Annotated in this window: 11 protein-coding genes; 6 read left to right on the forward strand and 5 right to left on the reverse strand. The window is 70.8% G+C overall.

Going from position 1 to position 15,631, the window contains the following annotated elements; all coding sequences use genetic code 11:
- The 5 genes from ACLQ2S_RS05360 to ACLQ2S_RS05380 form a co-directional block, all read right to left on the reverse strand.
- Positions 1-2,475, reverse strand: coding sequence for an AAA family ATPase (locus ACLQ2S_RS05360; RefSeq protein ID WP_425701226.1), 2,475 nt, complete (start codon positions 2,473-2,475; stop codon positions 1-3).
- Positions 2,475-3,623, reverse strand: a complete 1,149-nt coding sequence (locus tag ACLQ2S_RS05365) for an exonuclease SbcCD subunit D (protein ID WP_155215508.1) — start codon at positions 3,621-3,623, stop codon at positions 2,475-2,477. Before ACLQ2S_RS05365 ends, ACLQ2S_RS05360 begins: the two co-directional genes overlap by 1 nt.
- Before the next feature lie 20 nt (positions 3,624-3,643).
- Positions 3,644-5,395, reverse strand: coding sequence for an ATP-binding protein (locus ACLQ2S_RS05370; protein ID WP_155215507.1), 1,752 nt, complete (start codon positions 5,393-5,395; stop codon positions 3,644-3,646).
- A 156-nt stretch (positions 5,396-5,551) separates the two neighbouring features.
- Positions 5,552-7,861 (reverse strand): hypothetical protein, encoded by a 2,310-nt coding sequence (locus tag ACLQ2S_RS05375; protein WP_155215506.1) that lies wholly within the window; start codon positions 7,859-7,861, stop codon positions 5,552-5,554.
- An 83-nt stretch (positions 7,862-7,944) separates the two neighbouring features.
- Positions 7,945-8,694: a pyrimidine reductase family protein gene (locus ACLQ2S_RS05380; RefSeq protein ID WP_425701227.1), complete on the reverse strand. Its 750-nt coding sequence runs from the start codon at positions 8,692-8,694 to the stop codon at positions 7,945-7,947.
- 151 nt (positions 8,695-8,845) lie between these two features.
- Between ACLQ2S_RS05380 and ACLQ2S_RS05385 the strand changes: the two genes are divergently transcribed.
- The 6 genes from ACLQ2S_RS05385 (at position 8,846) to ACLQ2S_RS05410 (ending at position 15,483) form a co-directional block, all read left to right on the forward strand.
- Positions 8,846-9,391, forward strand: coding sequence for a plasmid pRiA4b ORF-3 family protein (locus ACLQ2S_RS05385; protein ID WP_425701228.1), 546 nt, complete (start codon positions 8,846-8,848; stop codon positions 9,389-9,391).
- A 310-nt stretch (positions 9,392-9,701) separates the two neighbouring features.
- Positions 9,702-10,991 carry an ABC transporter substrate-binding protein gene (locus ACLQ2S_RS05390; protein WP_425701229.1) on the forward strand — a complete coding sequence of 430 codons (1,290 nt, stop codon included), beginning with the start codon at positions 9,702-9,704 and terminating at the stop codon, positions 10,989-10,991.
- A 111-nt stretch (positions 10,992-11,102) separates the two neighbouring features.
- Positions 11,103-12,071, forward strand: coding sequence for a carbohydrate ABC transporter permease (locus ACLQ2S_RS05395; protein WP_155215502.1), 969 nt, complete (start codon positions 11,103-11,105; stop codon positions 12,069-12,071).
- Between the two features lie 10 nt (positions 12,072-12,081).
- Positions 12,082-12,924: a carbohydrate ABC transporter permease gene (locus ACLQ2S_RS05400; protein WP_155215501.1), complete on the forward strand. Its 843-nt coding sequence runs from the start codon at positions 12,082-12,084 to the stop codon at positions 12,922-12,924.
- Positions 12,921-14,354, forward strand: a complete 1,434-nt coding sequence (locus ACLQ2S_RS05405; protein ID WP_309222794.1) for a GH1 family beta-glucosidase — start codon at positions 12,921-12,923, stop codon at positions 14,352-14,354. The genes ACLQ2S_RS05400 and ACLQ2S_RS05405 overlap by 4 nt, the downstream gene beginning before the upstream one ends.
- Before the next feature lie 82 nt (positions 14,355-14,436).
- Positions 14,437-15,483, forward strand: coding sequence for a LacI family DNA-binding transcriptional regulator (locus tag ACLQ2S_RS05410; RefSeq protein WP_155215500.1), 1,047 nt, complete (start codon positions 14,437-14,439; stop codon positions 15,481-15,483).
- Positions 15,484-15,631 lie beyond the last annotated feature (148 nt).

Consider the following 15,631-nt stretch of genomic DNA (forward strand, 5'->3'; position numbering starts at 1 on the left):
TCACCGGCCGACCCGTTCCACCCGGGCCGAGCGGGCGTCCTTGTGCACCTCGAAGCGGACCGGGATGCGTTCGGCCAACGCCGGCACGTGGGTGACCACGCCGACCATGCGGTCACCCCGGGCGGCGAGGTTCTCCAGGGTGGCGGCGACGGTGTCGAGGGTGGCCGCGTCGAGAGTGCCGAAACCCTCGTCCAACACGATCGACTCCAGGCTGGCGGCGGTGGTGGACATCCCCGCCAACTGTTCCGACAGCGCCAACGCCAACGCCAGCGACGCCTGGAAGGTCTCCCCGCCGGAGAGCGTCCGCACCCCGCGACGCAGCCCGGCGTCGTGGTGGTCGACCACGAAGAACTCGCCCTTGTCGTGGACCAGGTCGTACTGGCCGCCGGAGAGTTCCCGCAGAATCCCCGACGCCCCGTCGACCAGCAGATCCAGCGCCTCGGCCAGCAGCCACCGCTCGAAGTTGTTGGCGCGCAGGTGCCCCGCCAACGCCCGCGCCACCCGCGCCTCGCGTTCGTGCTCGGCCCGCTGCTCCCGCAACGCCCCGGCCTGCTCGCGCCGCTCGGTCAGCCGACGCAGCTCCGCCTCGGCCCGCTCCACGGCGACGGTGGCGGCGCGGACCGGATCGTCGGGGGCGAGCAACCCGGCGTCGGCGAAGATGCCGGCGATCCGGTCCGCCACCGCGTCGGCCGCCGACTCGGCCTCGGTCACGGCGGTGGCCAACCCGGCCCGCTCCGACCGGCGGCGGTGCGCCTGATCCTGCGCCCATTCGGCCAACGTGGTCCAGGCGGCGGCGACGTCCTCGCGGTCGGTGGCGGGCGGCCCGAACCGGGCCACCGCGTCGCGGGTGTCGTCGAACCGTCGCCACGCCGCCCGAAGCCGTTCCTGCGCCGCCTCCACCGCCCCCCGGGCCCGCCGGGCCGCGTCCCGCCCGGCCCGGACCGCGGTGGTCGCCTCGTCCAGTTCCTGCCGCAGCCGGGCCAACTCCGCCAGCCGCGACCGCAGCGCCTCGACGGTGGCCGCGCCCGCGAGCTGCTCGTCCAGCGTCGCCAGGCGGGCCCGGAGCCCGTCGTGTTCGGTACGGGCCCGCAGCAGCACCCGCTCCAGGTCCCGCGCGGCGGCGTCCCGCTCGGCGACGACCTTCCGGGCCGCCTCGCTCGCCGCGCGGGCCGCCTTGCCGGCCGCCACCGCCCGGGTCACCGCCGAACCGGCCGGAATCGGCGGCACCTCGGCCACCGTCTGCTCACAGACCGGGCAGACCTCCCCGGCGGTGAGATGGGCCCGCAACGCCGTCGCCTGGTCGGCGGTCTTCGCCTCCTCGTGTGCCTGGAACGCCGCCGCCAGCTCCGCCTCGGCGCGTTCGGCCGCCGCCTGCGCCTCGGCCAACGCCCGCACCGCCGTGTCGTGCTCGACCTCGGCCGCGTCCACCCCGGCGCGGACCCGCTCCGCGTGGTCACCGAGCTGCTCCCGGTCGGCGTACGCCCGCAGCAGCATCCGCAGGGCGCTCTCGTCACCGGCGGCGGTCAGCTCGCCGCGTAGCTTCTCCTCACGTTCCTCGGCCAGCGACACCGCGGCCGCCGCCGCGTCGGCCGCGGCGCGCGCCTCAACCACCGCCAAGGCCACCTCGGCGACCCCGTCCGGTGCGCGCACCTCGTCCAACCGGGCCAGTTCGGCGTCGAGCGTGGCCAGCGCCGCGGTGGCCTCCGTGACCGTCGCACGCGCCGCCGCCAGCTCCGGTACGGCGGCGGTCACCGCCTCGGCCAGCTTCCGCATCCGGTCCACCTGACCGGCGGCCTGTTCCAGCGCGGCGTCGTCGATGTCGGTCAACCCGGCGAGCAACTGGTCGACCGTCTCCAGCTTCGCCTCCGCCTGCCCGGCCCGGGTCGTGGCCCGCTGCTGCACCTGCTCGTACACGCCGAGCCCGAGCAGGTTGACCAGGATCTGTTGCCGGGTGGCCGGGCGGGCGTGCAGGAAGTCGGCGAACTGGCCCTGCGGCAGCACCACACAGCTGGTGAACTGCTCGTACGGCAGACCGACCGCCGCCAGCACGGCGGCGTCCATCTCCGCCGGTGTGCCGGCGACCACCTCGCCGAGATCCTCCGGACTGAGCCCGGTGTCCAACTTGGTGACGTCGAACCCCTCCGGCATCAGCTGCAACCCGGCACCGGCGGTCTTGACATTGCCCCGGCCGTCCCGACGCACCACCCTGGTGGCGACGTACCGGGCCCCGGCGGACTCGAAGACCAGCCGAACCCGTGCCTCGGTGGCCGACGGGGCGAGCGCGTTGCCCAGCCCGCGCGTGCCGCCCCAGCGGGGCACCGTGCCGTAGAGCGCGAAGCAGATCGCGTCGAGCACAGTCGACTTGCCGGAACCGGTCGGCCCGACCAGGGCGAAGAAATCCGCGTCGGTGAAGTCGATCGTGGTGGCGTCGCGGAAGACGGTGAAACCGGCCAGGTCCAGCCGCATCGGTCGCATCAGTGATCGACCTCCTCGAGCAGCTCGTCGAAGAGTTGCCGGACGTCCTCGTCGGCGTGCCCCCGGCTGTCCAGGTAGTCGGCGAACAACTGGCGGGGTGAGCGGCCGGAGCGTTGGGCCACCCGGGTGCCGGTGCCGGGAGCCGGCACCAGCTCCGGATCGATCCGGATCTCCAGGGCGCGGGGAAGCAACTGCTGCACCTCCTCCCGCAGGCCGGCGCGGGGCTGCTCGCGCACGTACACCCGCAGCCAACCCTCGGGCGGGGTGATCTCGGCGAGCTGGGCGAGGGTGCCGCGTACGGTGCGCAGGGCGGTCGCCGAGGTCACCGGTTCCTCGCGGATGCGCGCCGCCGTCGTCGCGGTGACCTCGACCAGGGTCACCGCCGGGACGTTCTCCTGCTCGCCGAAGTCCACCGCGAGAGGAGCGCCGCTGTAGCGGATCGGGCACGGCCCCTGCACCCGTTGGGAGCGGTGCAGGTGCCCGAGCGCCACGTAGTGGGCGGTGCCGGGAAAGACCGAGGCGGGCACCGCGTACCCCATGATGGTGTGCGCGTCCCGCTCGCCGCCGCCGGTGGCCGCGCCGACCACCGTGAGGTGGGCGGTGACCAGGTGCACCCGGTCCGGCTCGTCGAAACCCTCGGCCAGCCGGGCGAGGATGCGGCCCAGATGGTCGGCGTACGTCTGGGTGGTCTCGGCGGCGGTCAGCTCGTACATCTCCACCGCGCGTATCGCGTACCGCTGAGACAGGAACGGCAACGCGACCAGCCGCCAACGCTCCCCACCGGCGGTGGTGCCGTCGATGACGTGTTCGGCCGGATCCTCCCGTACGCCGCCGCGCAGGGTGATGCCGGCCGCCTCGGCCCACGGCCGTAGCGCGTCCAGGGCCGGGCCGTTGTCGTGGTTGCCGCCGATCGCCACCACGTCTGCGCCGGTGCGGCGCAGCGCGGTCAACGCCCGGGTGACCAGGCGGGTCGCCTCCGGGGTCGGTGCCGCAGTGTCGTAGAGGTCACCGGCGATGACGACCAGGTCGGGCTGTTCCCGCCGGGCGATGTCGATGACCTCGGCCAGCACCTGCTTGTGCTCCTCGGCCCGCGACTGCCCCTTGAGGACCTTGCCCACGTGCCAGTCGGAGGTGTGCAGGATCTTCATGCTGTCATCCCACCCCGGGGCTAGAACGGAATGTCGTCGTCGGTGCCGCCGCCGGACCCGACCACCGCGAACGGGTCGGCGGACTGGGTGATCGAACGCAGGGTCTGCGACGGCGCGGCCCCCGCCTCGGAGACCCGCGTCGCCCAGGCAGGGAACGGGAACTCCAGGCAGAGCGGCACCGGGATGTCCGGCTGGTTGACGAACATCGTGCCCGGCTTGGCCAGCAGCGCGCGTTGTCGCTGGGCGGGCGGGAGGAAGCCGTACTCCGGGCGGGACGCCTCGGCCGGATCCAGCCGGCCCACCACCCGGATGGCCGAGTTGGTGACGATGCGGCGCTCCACCTCGCTGGCGGTCTGCTGGGCACCGATCAGGATCACCCCGAGCGAGCGGCCCCGCTCGGCGATGTCGAGCAGCACCTCCTTGATCGGGGAGGAACCCTCGCGCGGGGCGTACTTGTTCAACTCGTCGAGCACGACGAAGAGCAGCGGCCGGGCCGTGCCGGACTTCTCCTTGCGCTCGAACTCGCTCTTGAGCGTCACACCGACCACGAAACGCTGCGCCCGATCCGGCAGGTTGTGCAGGTCGACGACGGTGAGCTGGGCGCTCTCCGAGGTGTTGATGCTGTGCGGGCGGCGGGTGGCCAGGTCGCCGCGAATGAGCCGGGACAGGTCCTTCTTGCTGCCGATCAGCCGGCGGGCGAAGGCGTTGACCGTGCCCAGACCGACCGCGCTGCCCGCCCAGTCGCCCCGGGTCTCGTCGTCGCTGAGCTGCTCGACGATGTGGTCGACCAGGTCGCCGTAGCTGCCCAGGCGGACGCCGTCGATGCTGACGCCGCCGTCGGCGGGTTGGGCGTACCGGGCCAGGTGAGCGGCGACGGAGTGGACCACCATCGTGTACTGCTGCCGTTCGTCGTCGGCGTCGGCGAAGACGTACGGCAGGAGACGGTCGGCGCAGAACTCGGTGAGCGTCCAGTAGAAGCTGTCCACCCCGGTGAGCCGGCTGCTCACGTCCGGCGTGCCGGACGAGTCGTTGACCCGTGGCGGCGCGTAGACCCGTACGTCGGGGAAGGCGTCGGCGACCAGGCCCAGCCGGGCGTACGCGGCCCGGGTCGCGTCGTCGAGCCGGGCGTTCGGATGGTCGAGGAAGAGTAGGTCCTCACCCTTGACGTTGAAGATCAGCGCCTTGGCGTTGACCGCGTCGCCGCCGAGCTGCCCGGAACGGAACACCGAGTAGAGCAGGAAGGTGGCGAAACTGGTCTTGGTGGCGACCCCGGAGATGCCGGAGATCGACACGTGCGCGCCCCGGCTGCCGTCGAGGAAGTCGGCGTTCAGGTAGACCGGAACGCCGTCCCGGCCGGTGCCCATCGGGATGCGCCGTTCCATTCGGTCGAAGTGCAACGCGCGGGCCCGGGCGTCGCCCTCCGCCCGGTGCACCACGGCACCCGGCTGCGGCGGCACGTAGAACTCGGGGTCGACCCGGGTGGTGGTGATCTCGGCGGCTTCCTGCACCTGCGCCGGGAGGGTGCCGTCGGCGATGGCGAACACGTCGGAGTCGAACTGCGCACCCTCGTGCCGCGCCCGGACCTGGGTGACGACCCCGGCGATCGTCACCGGCTCCCGGTCGGGCAGCTCCCGCCGGGTCACCACCACGTCGTCAAGCTGGAGGTAGCTGCCCGGGGAGACCGCCGTCCAGAACTGTAGGGGAGTGGCGTCGGCGGTGCCCAGCACCCGGCCCACCCCCTCGTCCGGGCCGTCGAACCCCTGGTCGGTCATCGGGCAACTCCGCTCGGCTGGTCGTCGCGGTCGGCATATCCGCCCTGCATCCTGCCGGAGGAGTACGACAGGCCGCCACGCGACGCGGCGCAGGACACCCCGGCACCTTCCGGTGACCGCGTACGGCGACGATCCGCTGACCGGGTGTGCGGGTGTTCAGCCGTCGTGTCCCGCCGTGGCTGCTCCGCTTCCACTGCCCGTTCGGAGCCGCTCGGCCAGCTCCCGCACCGCCGCCTCGTACGCCTCGTCGGTGTGGTAGGGCCAGTGTCTGTTGATCGGCGGTGGGACCGTGTCGTCGGGCGGCACGGTGAGACTGCGGGGGTCGCGCAGTCGTCGGTCGACCTCGCCGGCCGGGCCGGTGACCTGCGGCGGCTGGCCGGGGCGGTGCGCCGAGAAGATCGGCCCGCCGACCGCGTCGGTGTTACGCCACAGGTTCACCCACCGCCAGCCGATCCGCTCGCCCAGCTCGTGCAGGACCGGGTCGCCGAAGAAGGCCGGGAAGATCCGGGAGTACAGCCGGTGCAGCGGGCTGCCGTGGGTCAGCAACGCCACCCGGTCCAGCACCTGGGGTGGCAACTGGAGCAGGGCGGCGGCGGCGAGCACCGAGCCGTGACTGTGCCCGGATAGGATCACCGCACCGTTGCCGGTCAGCGTGGTGACCCGCTTGGCGAGTTCCGGCACCGCGCGTTCGGCGTAACAGGGTGGCGCGAACGGGTGCACGGTTCGCGGCCAGAAGGTGCCCAGATCCCAGACTGCGGCGACCGAACGCCGGGTCTCCTCCGACCGGTAGGACAACAACCCCAGCAGCAGGATCCCGAGCCCGGTCAGCTCGATGAAGAACACGCCGATGTCGGTCGCGATCGCCACCCGCAGGGCCGCGCTGTCGCCGTGGTCACCCAACCGTCGGGCCAACTCCGACGGGCCGATGCCGAAGATGTCCAACGCGACGATGGCCGCACCGAGCAACGACAGCAGCAGGAACACGGCGACGACCGGGCTGAGCTGCTCGATGACCGCGGCTCGGGCGACGGCCTTCTGGACTGCCGTTCGTCGGGACAGGGCCTCTGGCGTCTGGTCGCCGGGGAAGTCCGACTCGACGACCTGGTCGGCGAGCCGCTGACGGTACCGGCGGGTGGCCACGAGCCGCCACAGCGTGGTCGCGGCGACGGCCAGGATGGCGACCAGACCGGCTACCGCCGCCCAGCGGTAGGAGACCGGCGGCTCCAGCGGCGGCGCGTCGGGCCGTCCCGGCCAGGCCGGATTGGGTACGTCCGCCCGGTCGAGGATGTCGGCGACCCGGTAGACCAGAGCGGCGGCGAACCCGTACGCGGCGGCGAACGCTCCGACGGCGAGCGTCGGGGTGCCCAGTCCAGCCAGCCAGGACGGGGAATCGGCCAGGCTGCGACGTCGCTGGTGCAGGGTGGCGACGAAGAGGCCGACCAGCAGGATCGCCTGGACCGTGATCAATCCGGCCACCCCACCCTCGTACCCGGGCAGTTTTCCCTCTGGCTGCTCCGGCCCCGACGACATCGCGCTGTAGCCGAGGGTCAGCACGGTGAGCACGATGGCGGCGATCCGCAACGGCCGGATACCGCGCAGGTTGACCGGGCCACGACCGGGAGTGTCCTGCACCAACCGGGCCGGGATGCTGAGCAGGACGATGCCCGCCGCCAGCAGCAGGAACACCGCGCCGATGAGCGCGTACCCCACCGGCGTGGCCTGGACGTGCAGCAGCGCGCCGAGCAGGCTCGCGTCCAGTACGCCGAGCCCGACCGCCATGTGGATGGCGCGCAGTCGCTGCACCACGAGCGAGTCGTTCCAGAAACCCGGAGCGTCGACCCGGTCCTCTCCACCGGTGGCGCGGTCCTGCCCGGGAGAGGCCCGGAACCCTTCGAGGGCCCGGGCGGACAGGGTGCCCAGCCACCAGAGCAGCCGCAGCGCGCCGATCGGCACCAGGGCGAGCAGCGCCAGGCGGGGGCCGAGTGGTAGCTCGACCAGCCAGGACAGGTAGCTGCGCCCGGCGCGGCAGGGCTGGTAGGGGACGCACTGCCAGCCGATGATGTCGATCGTCACGCCGATCAGGGAGAGCGTGAACGCGGCGGTCAGGGTGACGGCGAGCAGTCGGCACAGCGAACCGATCACCCCGCCCGCGCCGCCGGTCGCCGGTCGCGCCCAGGTGGCGACGTTGATCAGCATGAACGGCAGCAGGAACAGCAGCGACAGGGTTCGTACCGCCCGACCGGCGGTCAGCGCACCCCAGCGGTAGACCTCCACCCGCAGGTACGAGGGCCGGTCGCTGATGCCGAAGCCGGGCCGGGGTCGGTAGAAGCCGGCGTGTCGGTCACCCGCGACCCGGATCACGACCGGGTGGTCCAGCAGCTTCTCGGCGGAGGTGCCGGAGAGCCCGTGCACCCGTAGCTCGACCACCTCCTGCGTCAACGCCCCCGCCCTCCGGCTGTCACCCATCCGCGCTTCACGCTAGTGAGCCGACCCCGCTCGCACGCAGACTCCGCCAACTTCGGTGACCGGCACCCGGTCGGGCGGGGCGGTCAGGTGCGGGCGTGGCGCAGCAGCAGGGTGCCGTCGTCGGCGAGCAGTACGTGACGCAACGGCAGGGACCGGGCGGCGGGACTCGATTCGCCGGAGGTGATCCGCCCCGGGCCGGCTCCGGCGAGCAGCGGGGCGACCGAGAGGCACACCTCGTCGACCAGGTCGGCGGCGGTGAGGGCGCCGAAGAGCTGTGGCCCGCCCTCACAGAGCAGTTCAGCGAGCCCACGGCGACGCAGTTCGGCCAGCCCGGCCACCAGGTCGACCTGGTCGTCGCCGCAGCGCACCAGGTCGGCCACGGCGGACAGGCCGGCAGGTGCCACCGCGTCCCGGCGGGTGAGCACCACGGGACGCACGGGAGCGTCGGCGAAGGCGGCCTGAGCCGGATCGAGGTCGAGCGTGCCGGAGACCACGACCAGCGTCGGGTACTCGGTCAGCCCGTGCGCGCGTCGCCACGCCCGGCGTCGCTCGTCCAGCCGGATCGCCCGGTAGCCCTCGTGGCGCAGCGTGCCGGCGGCCACCAGCAGCGCGTCGCAGAGCATCCGGAGCAGCCCGAAGACCCGCTTGTCCGGCGCGCCGGACAGCCCGGCCGAGTAGCCGTCGAGGCTGACCGCGCCGTCGACACTGGTCACGAAGTTCATCCGCAGGCGCGGCCGGTCGGCGCGGCCGTAGCGGGCGATGAGCGTGTCGTCGTCCACCGGCCCGGACGACGGTTCCGGCCAGAGGACGGAAATGGCTGCTCCGTGGCTCATTCGCCGGCCGGACCGGTGACAGGAGGGGTGGGTCGGGGGGTACGGTGCTGGCAGTCACACCAGTTCCGGCCCGGGCAGTCGTCGTGCCGCCGCGCCCGGCACGCTCGGCAGATCATGCTCGCAGCCTATGCCGAGGGAGGATGGGACACCCATGCCGCGTCAGATCTTCCAGCTGAGGATGTCCCTGGCCGGGGTCCGTCCGGCGATCTGGCGCCGGGTGCTGGTACCCGGCGGCTACACCCTGGATCGGGTGCACCGGGTGGTGCAGCACGCGATGGGGTGGCGTGACTGTCACCTGCACTCGTTCGAGATCGACGGCGTGCAGTACGGCGAACCCGACCCGGACGGCGAACTCGCCCTGCACGACGAGCTGGACGTCCGCTTGGACGCGGTGGTCGGCAAGGGGAGCCGGTTCCACTACACCTACGACTTCGGTGACTGGTGGGAGCACGATCTGGTGGTGGAGGACGTCTTCACCGCCGAAGCGGACGAGCGCTATCCGGGTTGCCTCGACGGGGAGCGGGCCTGCCCGCCGGAGGACGTTGGTGGGCCGCAGGGCTACCTGGTGCTGCTCGCCGCGCTGGCCGAGCCGAGCCACCCGGAGCATCAGACGATGCGGGACTGGGTGGGAGCCGCGTTCGACCCGGAGGCATTCGATCCCGGCCGGGCGGACACCCTGCTGCGTCGGCTCTGCTGAAACCCCGCCGCCCGATGCTCGCCGAGCCGGCGATCGAGGGCTGACAGTGTGGCGGAGGCCACAATCTGTCAGCATTTTCCGTGCACAGCCATGGTTAAACGGGCTGCGTGGTAACGATCTGGGATCGCTCCCACTGGCCTATTGACACTCCCGACACCTCCCGGCAATCTCATGGGAGCGTTCCCAAGAGGCGTGGATCACATGCCCGCCCATGGACGTCGACGCCGACACACCGAGTCGGTGCCGGCAGGCGCTGCGGCACCCCCACCACAAATAATCCAGCAGCCTCACCACTGAAAGAGGGGTCAGGATGAGCCTCACCACGCGGCGTTCCCGCATGGCGGCAGCCACCCTGGCCGCGATCACCGCTGTCGGCGGTCTCGCGGCCTGCGGCAATGACGACGACAAGCCGGCCGAGGGCGAGAAGCCCGCGAAGCTGGTCGTCGACACCTTTGGCGAGATGGGTTACGACGAACTCGTCAAGGAGTACGAGCAGAAGACCGGCATCAAGATCGAGCTGCGCAAGACCGCTCAGCTCGGTGAGTACCGGCCCAAGCTGGTCCGTTACCTCGCCACCGGTAAGGGCGCGGCGGACGTGACCGCGCTGGAGGAGGGCATCCTCAACGAGTTCAAGGCCAACCCGCGTAACTGGGCTGACCTGACTCCGCTGGTGTCGTCCGAGATCGCCGACGACTACCTGCCCTGGAAGTGGGAGCTGGGCAAGGCGCCGGACGGCCGTCTGATCGGCCTGCCGACCGACGTCGGCAGCCTCGCGGTCTGCTACCGCAAGGACCTGTTCGAGGCCGCCGGCCTGCCCACCGAGCGGGACGCCGTCGCGGCGCTCTGGCCCGACTGGAACGGCTTCCACCAGACCGGCCAGAAGTACAAGCAGGCCACTGGCAAGGCGTTCGTCGACTCGATCACCGCCGTCTCCAACGGCGTGCTCTTCCAGCAGGGCTCCGATCTGTTCTACGACAAGGAAAACAACATCATCGCGGACTCCAGCCCCGCGGTGAAGGCCGCCTGGGACACCGCGACCTCGATGGTCGACATCTCCGCCAAGGCGTCCACCTGGTCGCCGGAGTGGTCCGGTGGCTTCAAGCAGGGCACCTTCGCGGCCACCTTCTGCCCGTCCTGGATGCTCGGCATCGTCGCGGACAACTCCGGCGAGGCCAACAAGGGCAAGTGGGACGTCGCGGCGGTGCCGGGCGGCGGCGGTAACTGGGGCGGCTCGTGGCTGGCCGTGCCGGAGCAGAGCAAGTACCCGGAGGAGGCGGCGAAGCTCGCCGAGTTCCTGACCAACGCCACCAGCCAGGTGGAGGCCTTCAAGGCCAAGGGCCCGCTGCCCACCAACCTGGAGGCGCTGAAGGACGAGGCCTTCCTCAGCTACACCAACGAGTACTTCAGCAACGCGCCGACCGGCAAGATCTTCGGTGAGAGCGTCGCCAAGATCGAGCCGGTGCACCTGGGCCCGAAGCACCAGGCGGTGAAGGAGAACGCGTTCGAGCCGGCGATGCGGGCGTTCGAGAACGGGCAGGCCAGCAAGGACAAGGCCTGGGAGCAGTTCACGAAGGATGCACAGACTCAGGGTGCCTTCTGAGTGATTCCCCTCCGGTGGCGTTCGGGGCTACCCCCGAACGCCACCGGTCGGTCCCCACCGCGCAGTTTCTGCGCGAGGGCCCACCGGGCCTCGCTGGAAAAGGAATTTCGCATGAGCCTGTCGGCCACAACGGCGCCGCCGTCGCCAGCCGCACCACCCCCCGACACCTCTTCTCGACGCCGCCGGGGATACCTCTTCAACCGCCTGGACCTCAAGTACTCGCCCTACCTCTACATCGCGCCGTTCTTCCTGATCTTCGGGACCTTCGGGTTGTACCCGATGCTGCGCACCGCCTGGATGTCCCTGCACGACTGGGACATGATCGGCGACCACACCTTCATCGGGCTCGAGAACTACCGCGAGCTGGTCACCGATGAGTACTTCTGGAACGCCCTGATCAACACGTTCGGCATCTTCGCCCTGTCGACCATCCCCCAGCTGCTGATGGCGCTGTTCCTGGCGAACCTGCTCAACCAGACTCTGCTGCGCGCCAAGACCTTCTTCCGGATGGCCATCTTCGTGCCGAACGTGGTCTCGGTGGCGGCGGTCGCGATCGTCTTCGGCATGCTGTTCCAGCGCGACTTCGGCCTGTTCAACTGGCTGCTCAGCCTCGTCGGGGTGGATCAGATCGACTGGCGCGCCCAGGAGTGGAGCTCCTGGACCGCGATCGCCACGATGGTCAACTGGCGATGGACCGGTTACAACACCCTGATCCTGCTCGCCGGCATGCAGGCCATCCCGAAGGACCTCTACGAGGCGGCGGCGATCGACGGAGCCAGCCAGTGGCGGCAGTTCTGGCAGATCACCCTGCCGATGCTCAAGCCCACCTTCATCTTCGTGGTCATCCTCTCCACGATCGGCGGCATGCAGCTGTTCACCGAGCCGCTGCTGTTCGCCAACGGCAGCATCATCGGTGGCAATCAGCGGGAGTACCAGACGCTGGCCATGTACATGTACGAGAAGGGCATCTACAACCTGAGTACCGCAGGTTACGGAGCCGCGGTCGCCTGGGCGATCTTCATGATCATCGTCTTGGTGTCGCTGATCAACTTCGTACTCGTCCGCCGCGCGGCCAAGTGAGGAGAGATCGATGATCTCGGCTTCCAAGCGCCTGTGGCGCACCAGTCCTCTGACCTACATCGCGCTCGTCGTGGCGGCGCTGATGTCGATCTACCCCTTCTACTACATGGTGGTCATCGGCACCCGCAGCCTGGAGTCCATCAACGACGTGCCGCCGCCGATGACCCCGGGTGGCGCGTTCGGTGACAACTTCGGCCGGGTGCTCGACAACGACGCGGCCAACTTCCTCAAGGGCATGATGAACTCGATCATCGTCTCCTCGGTGGTCACCGTGTCGGTGGTACTCACCGGCTCGCTCGCTGGCTTCGCCTTCGCGAAGCTGCGCTTCCGTGGTCGCAACGTGCTGCTGCTGTCGATCATCGTCACGATGATGATCCCGACCCAGATGGGGCTCATCCCGCTCTGGAGCATGATGCAGTCGCTCGGGTGGTACGACACGCTCTACGCGGTGACCGTGCCGTTCCTGGTCAGCGCCTTCGGCGTGTTCATGATGCGGCAGTACGCCAGCCAGGCGATCTCCGACGAGCTGATCGAGGCCGGCCGCGTCGACGGCGCCAGCACGTTCCGGATCTACTGGAACGTCGTGCTGCCCGCGCTGCGTCCGGCCGCCGGTGTGTTGGGTCTGCTGACCTTCATGGAGACCTGGAACTCCTTCCTCTGGCCGTACGCGATCCTCACCCCGGAGAACCCGACCCTGCAGGTCTCGCTCTCCTTCCTCTCGTACGCCTACTACACGGACTACTCGCAGGTCTTCGCCGCCACGGCGGTCGGCACCATCCCGCTGGTGCTCGTGTTCATTATCTTCGGCCGCCAGATCATCGGCGGGATCATGGAAGGTGCAGTCAAGTCGTGAGCAACCCCGCCACTCCGCCCGCTGTCGGCGTCCTCGACGAGCGTCCGCCGTTGACCTTTCCGCCCGGCTTCCTCTGGGGCGCGGCCACTGCCGCGTACCAGATCGAGGGCGCGGCGAACGAGGGCGGTCGGACCGCGTCGATCTGGGACACCTTCAGCCACACCGAGGGACGGACGGTTGCCGGGCACACCGGCGACGTCGCCTGCGACCACTACCACCGGCTCAGCGACGACGTCCGGCTGATGGCCGAGCTGGGGTTGAAGTCGTACCGTTTCTCGGTCTCCTGGCCCCGGGTGCAGCCGGGCGGATCCGGTCCGGCGAACGCCGAAGGGCTCGACTTCTACCAGCGGCTGGTCGACGAACTGCTGGCCAACGGGATCGAGCCCTGGCTGACCCTCTACCACTGGGATCTGCCGCAGGAGTTGGAGGACGCCGGCGGCTGGCCGGCCCGGGACACCGCCGCCCGGTTCGCCGACTACGCCCTGCTGATGGCCGACGCCCTCGGTGACCGGGTGAAGTACTGGACTACCCTCAACGAGCCCTGGTGCTCAGCCTTCCTCGGCTACGGCTCCGGGGTGCACGCCCCGGGTCGCACCGACGGCGCCGACGCGGTCCGCGCCGGACACCACCTGATGCTCGGGCACGGTCTCGCCGTGCAGGCGCTGCGTACCGCGGTGCCGCAGGCGCAGCTCGGGGTGACCCTCAACCTGTACCCGGTCACCCCGATCAGCGACTCGCCCGGCGACGCCGACGCGGCCCGGCGGATCGACGGGCTGGCCAACCGGTTCTTCCTCGACCCGATCCTGCGCGGTGCGTACCCGGACGACCTGGTCGCCGACCTGGCCAAGGTGACCGATTTCGATCACGTTCACGAGGGTGACCTGGCGGTCATCTCCTCGCCGCTGGACGTCGTCGGGATCAACTACTACAGCCGGCACGTGGTGGCCGCGCCGGTCCCCGGCGAGCAGCCGGAGGCCTACTGGCGGGACCAGGCGTGCTGGCCGGGCAGCGAGGATGTCCGGTTCGTCACCCGAGGGGTGCCGGTTACCGACATGGGGTGGGAGATCGACGCCCCCGGCCTGGTGGAGACGCTGCGTCGGGTGCACGAGGAGTACACCGATCTTCCGCTCTACGTGACCGAAAACGGGTCGGCTTTCGTCGACGAGGTGGTCGACGGTGCGGTCGACGACGTCGACCGGCTGGCGTACTTCGACGCTCACCTGCGCGCCTCGCACGAGGCGATCAGCGCGGGCGTCCCCCTGCGTGGATACTTCGCCTGGTCGCTGATGGATAATTTCGAGTGGGCCTGGGGCTACACGAAGCGATTCGGCATGATCTACGTCGACTATGACAAGCAGACGCGTATCCCCAAGTCCAGTGCCAGGTGGTACGCGGAGGTGATCCGACGCAACGGTCTGGCCGCAGAATAGGGCGATGGCCAGCCAGTAACGGGCGGCCCGGCACCGACGCTGGTGAAGGTGCCGGGGCCGCCTGATGTCGGAGGAGCACACGATGACAACGCAGCGCACCCGGTCGCTCGGGCGGCCGACGCTCGACGCGGTCGCCGCCCGCGCCGGAGTCGGCCGTGGCACAGTCTCCCGCGTGGTCAACGGCTCTCCCCAGGTGAGTCCGGAGGCCCGGGCCGCCGTGCAACAGGCCATCGCCGAACTGGGGTACGTACCGAACCGTGCCGCTCGGGCGCTGGTCACCCAGCGGACCGACTCGGTGGCCCTGGTGGTCAGCGAGTCCGGTGAGCGGATCTTCGCCGAGCCGTTCTTCGCCGGCATCGTCCGAGGGATCAGTTCCGCCCTGCTGGAGACACCGTTGCAGCTGTGGCTGGCCATGGCACAGTCGCCGCTGGAGCGGGAACGGGTCGAGCACCACCTGACCAACCAGCACGTCGACGGGGTGCTGCTGCTGTCGCTGCACGACGACGATCCGCTGCCCACGCTGCTGGAGGAGCGGGAGTTGCCCACCGTGCTCGGTGGGCGGCCCGCACGGATGCTGCACCCCGATGCGCAGCCCGTCTCGTTCGTCGACGTCGACAACGCCGGTGGGGCCCGGCAGGCCGTCGAGTATCTTGCCGGCCGGGGACGGCGGCGCATCGCCACCATCGCCGGTCCGCAGGACATGGGCGCCGGTCTGGCCCGGTTGTCCGGCTACCGGGAAGCGGTCCGCACCGCCGGGTTCGGCGTCGACCCCGACCTGATCGCGTACGGGGACTTCAGCGAGGAGAGCGGCGCGACGGCCATGCGGCAGCTGCTGGAGCGCTGCCCCGACCTGGACGCCGTGTTCGTGGCCGCCGACCTGATGGCGTTCGGTGCCCTGCGGACGCTACGTGAGTCCGGCTGCCGGGTGCCGGAGGACGTGGCCGTGGTCGGCTTCGGCGACGAGCCGATCGCCCGGCAGGCGGTGCCGCCGCTGACGTCGGTGTTCCAGCCAGTGGAGGAGATGGGCCGGCAGATGGCGCGGCTCCTGGTCGCCCGCATCCGGGGCGACGAGGTCCCCGCGCCACACGTGGTCCTGGACACCCAGTTCGTCGAGCGCGCCTCCGCCTGAACTTCGTGGCGGGGCCGCGAAGGCCCGTGACCCCTCCTGCCCCCGCTCCGTGCGTCGACCCTTGCCTCCCTGCGGTTCCGCAGACCCGGCTACGGCCTCACCTCGTCCTCGCGGGCCGGAGGTCTCTGGCGGAGCAGCCGCCGGCCGC

The sequence above is a fragment of the Micromonospora sp. DT48 genome, from assembly GCF_049844495.1.
Lineage (GTDB): Bacteria > Actinomycetota > Actinomycetes > Mycobacteriales > Micromonosporaceae > Micromonospora.

Bases quoted from the DNA above. Each gene is read 5' to 3' on its own strand.
- ACLQ2S_RS05375 (WP_155215506.1), bottom strand. From the start codon at position 7,861: ATGGGTGACAGCCGGAGGGCGGGGGCGTTGACGCAGGAGGTGGTCGAG.
- ACLQ2S_RS05390 (WP_425701229.1), top strand. From the start codon at position 9,702: ATGAGCCTCACCACGCGGCGTTCCCGCATGGCGGCAGCCACCCTGGCC.
- ACLQ2S_RS05365 (WP_155215508.1), bottom strand. From the start codon at position 3,623: ATGAAGATCCTGCACACCTCCGACTGGCACGTGGGCAAGGTCCTCAAG.
- ACLQ2S_RS05360 (WP_425701226.1), bottom strand. From the start codon at position 2,475: ATGCGACCGATGCGGCTGGACCTGGCCGGTTTCACCGTCTTCCGCGAC.
- ACLQ2S_RS05370 (WP_155215507.1), bottom strand. From the start codon at position 5,395: ATGACCGACCAGGGGTTCGACGGCCCGGACGAGGGGGTGGGCCGGGTG.
- ACLQ2S_RS05400 (WP_155215501.1), top strand. From the start codon at position 12,082: ATGATCTCGGCTTCCAAGCGCCTGTGGCGCACCAGTCCTCTGACCTAC.
- ACLQ2S_RS05410 (WP_155215500.1), top strand. From the start codon at position 14,437: ATGACAACGCAGCGCACCCGGTCGCTCGGGCGGCCGACGCTCGACGCG.
- ACLQ2S_RS05395 (WP_155215502.1), top strand. From the start codon at position 11,103: ATGAGCCTGTCGGCCACAACGGCGCCGCCGTCGCCAGCCGCACCACCC.
- ACLQ2S_RS05380 (WP_425701227.1), bottom strand. From the start codon at position 8,694: ATGAGCCACGGAGCAGCCATTTCCGTCCTCTGGCCGGAACCGTCGTCC.
- ACLQ2S_RS05385 (WP_425701228.1), top strand. From the start codon at position 8,846: ATGCCGCGTCAGATCTTCCAGCTGAGGATGTCCCTGGCCGGGGTCCGT.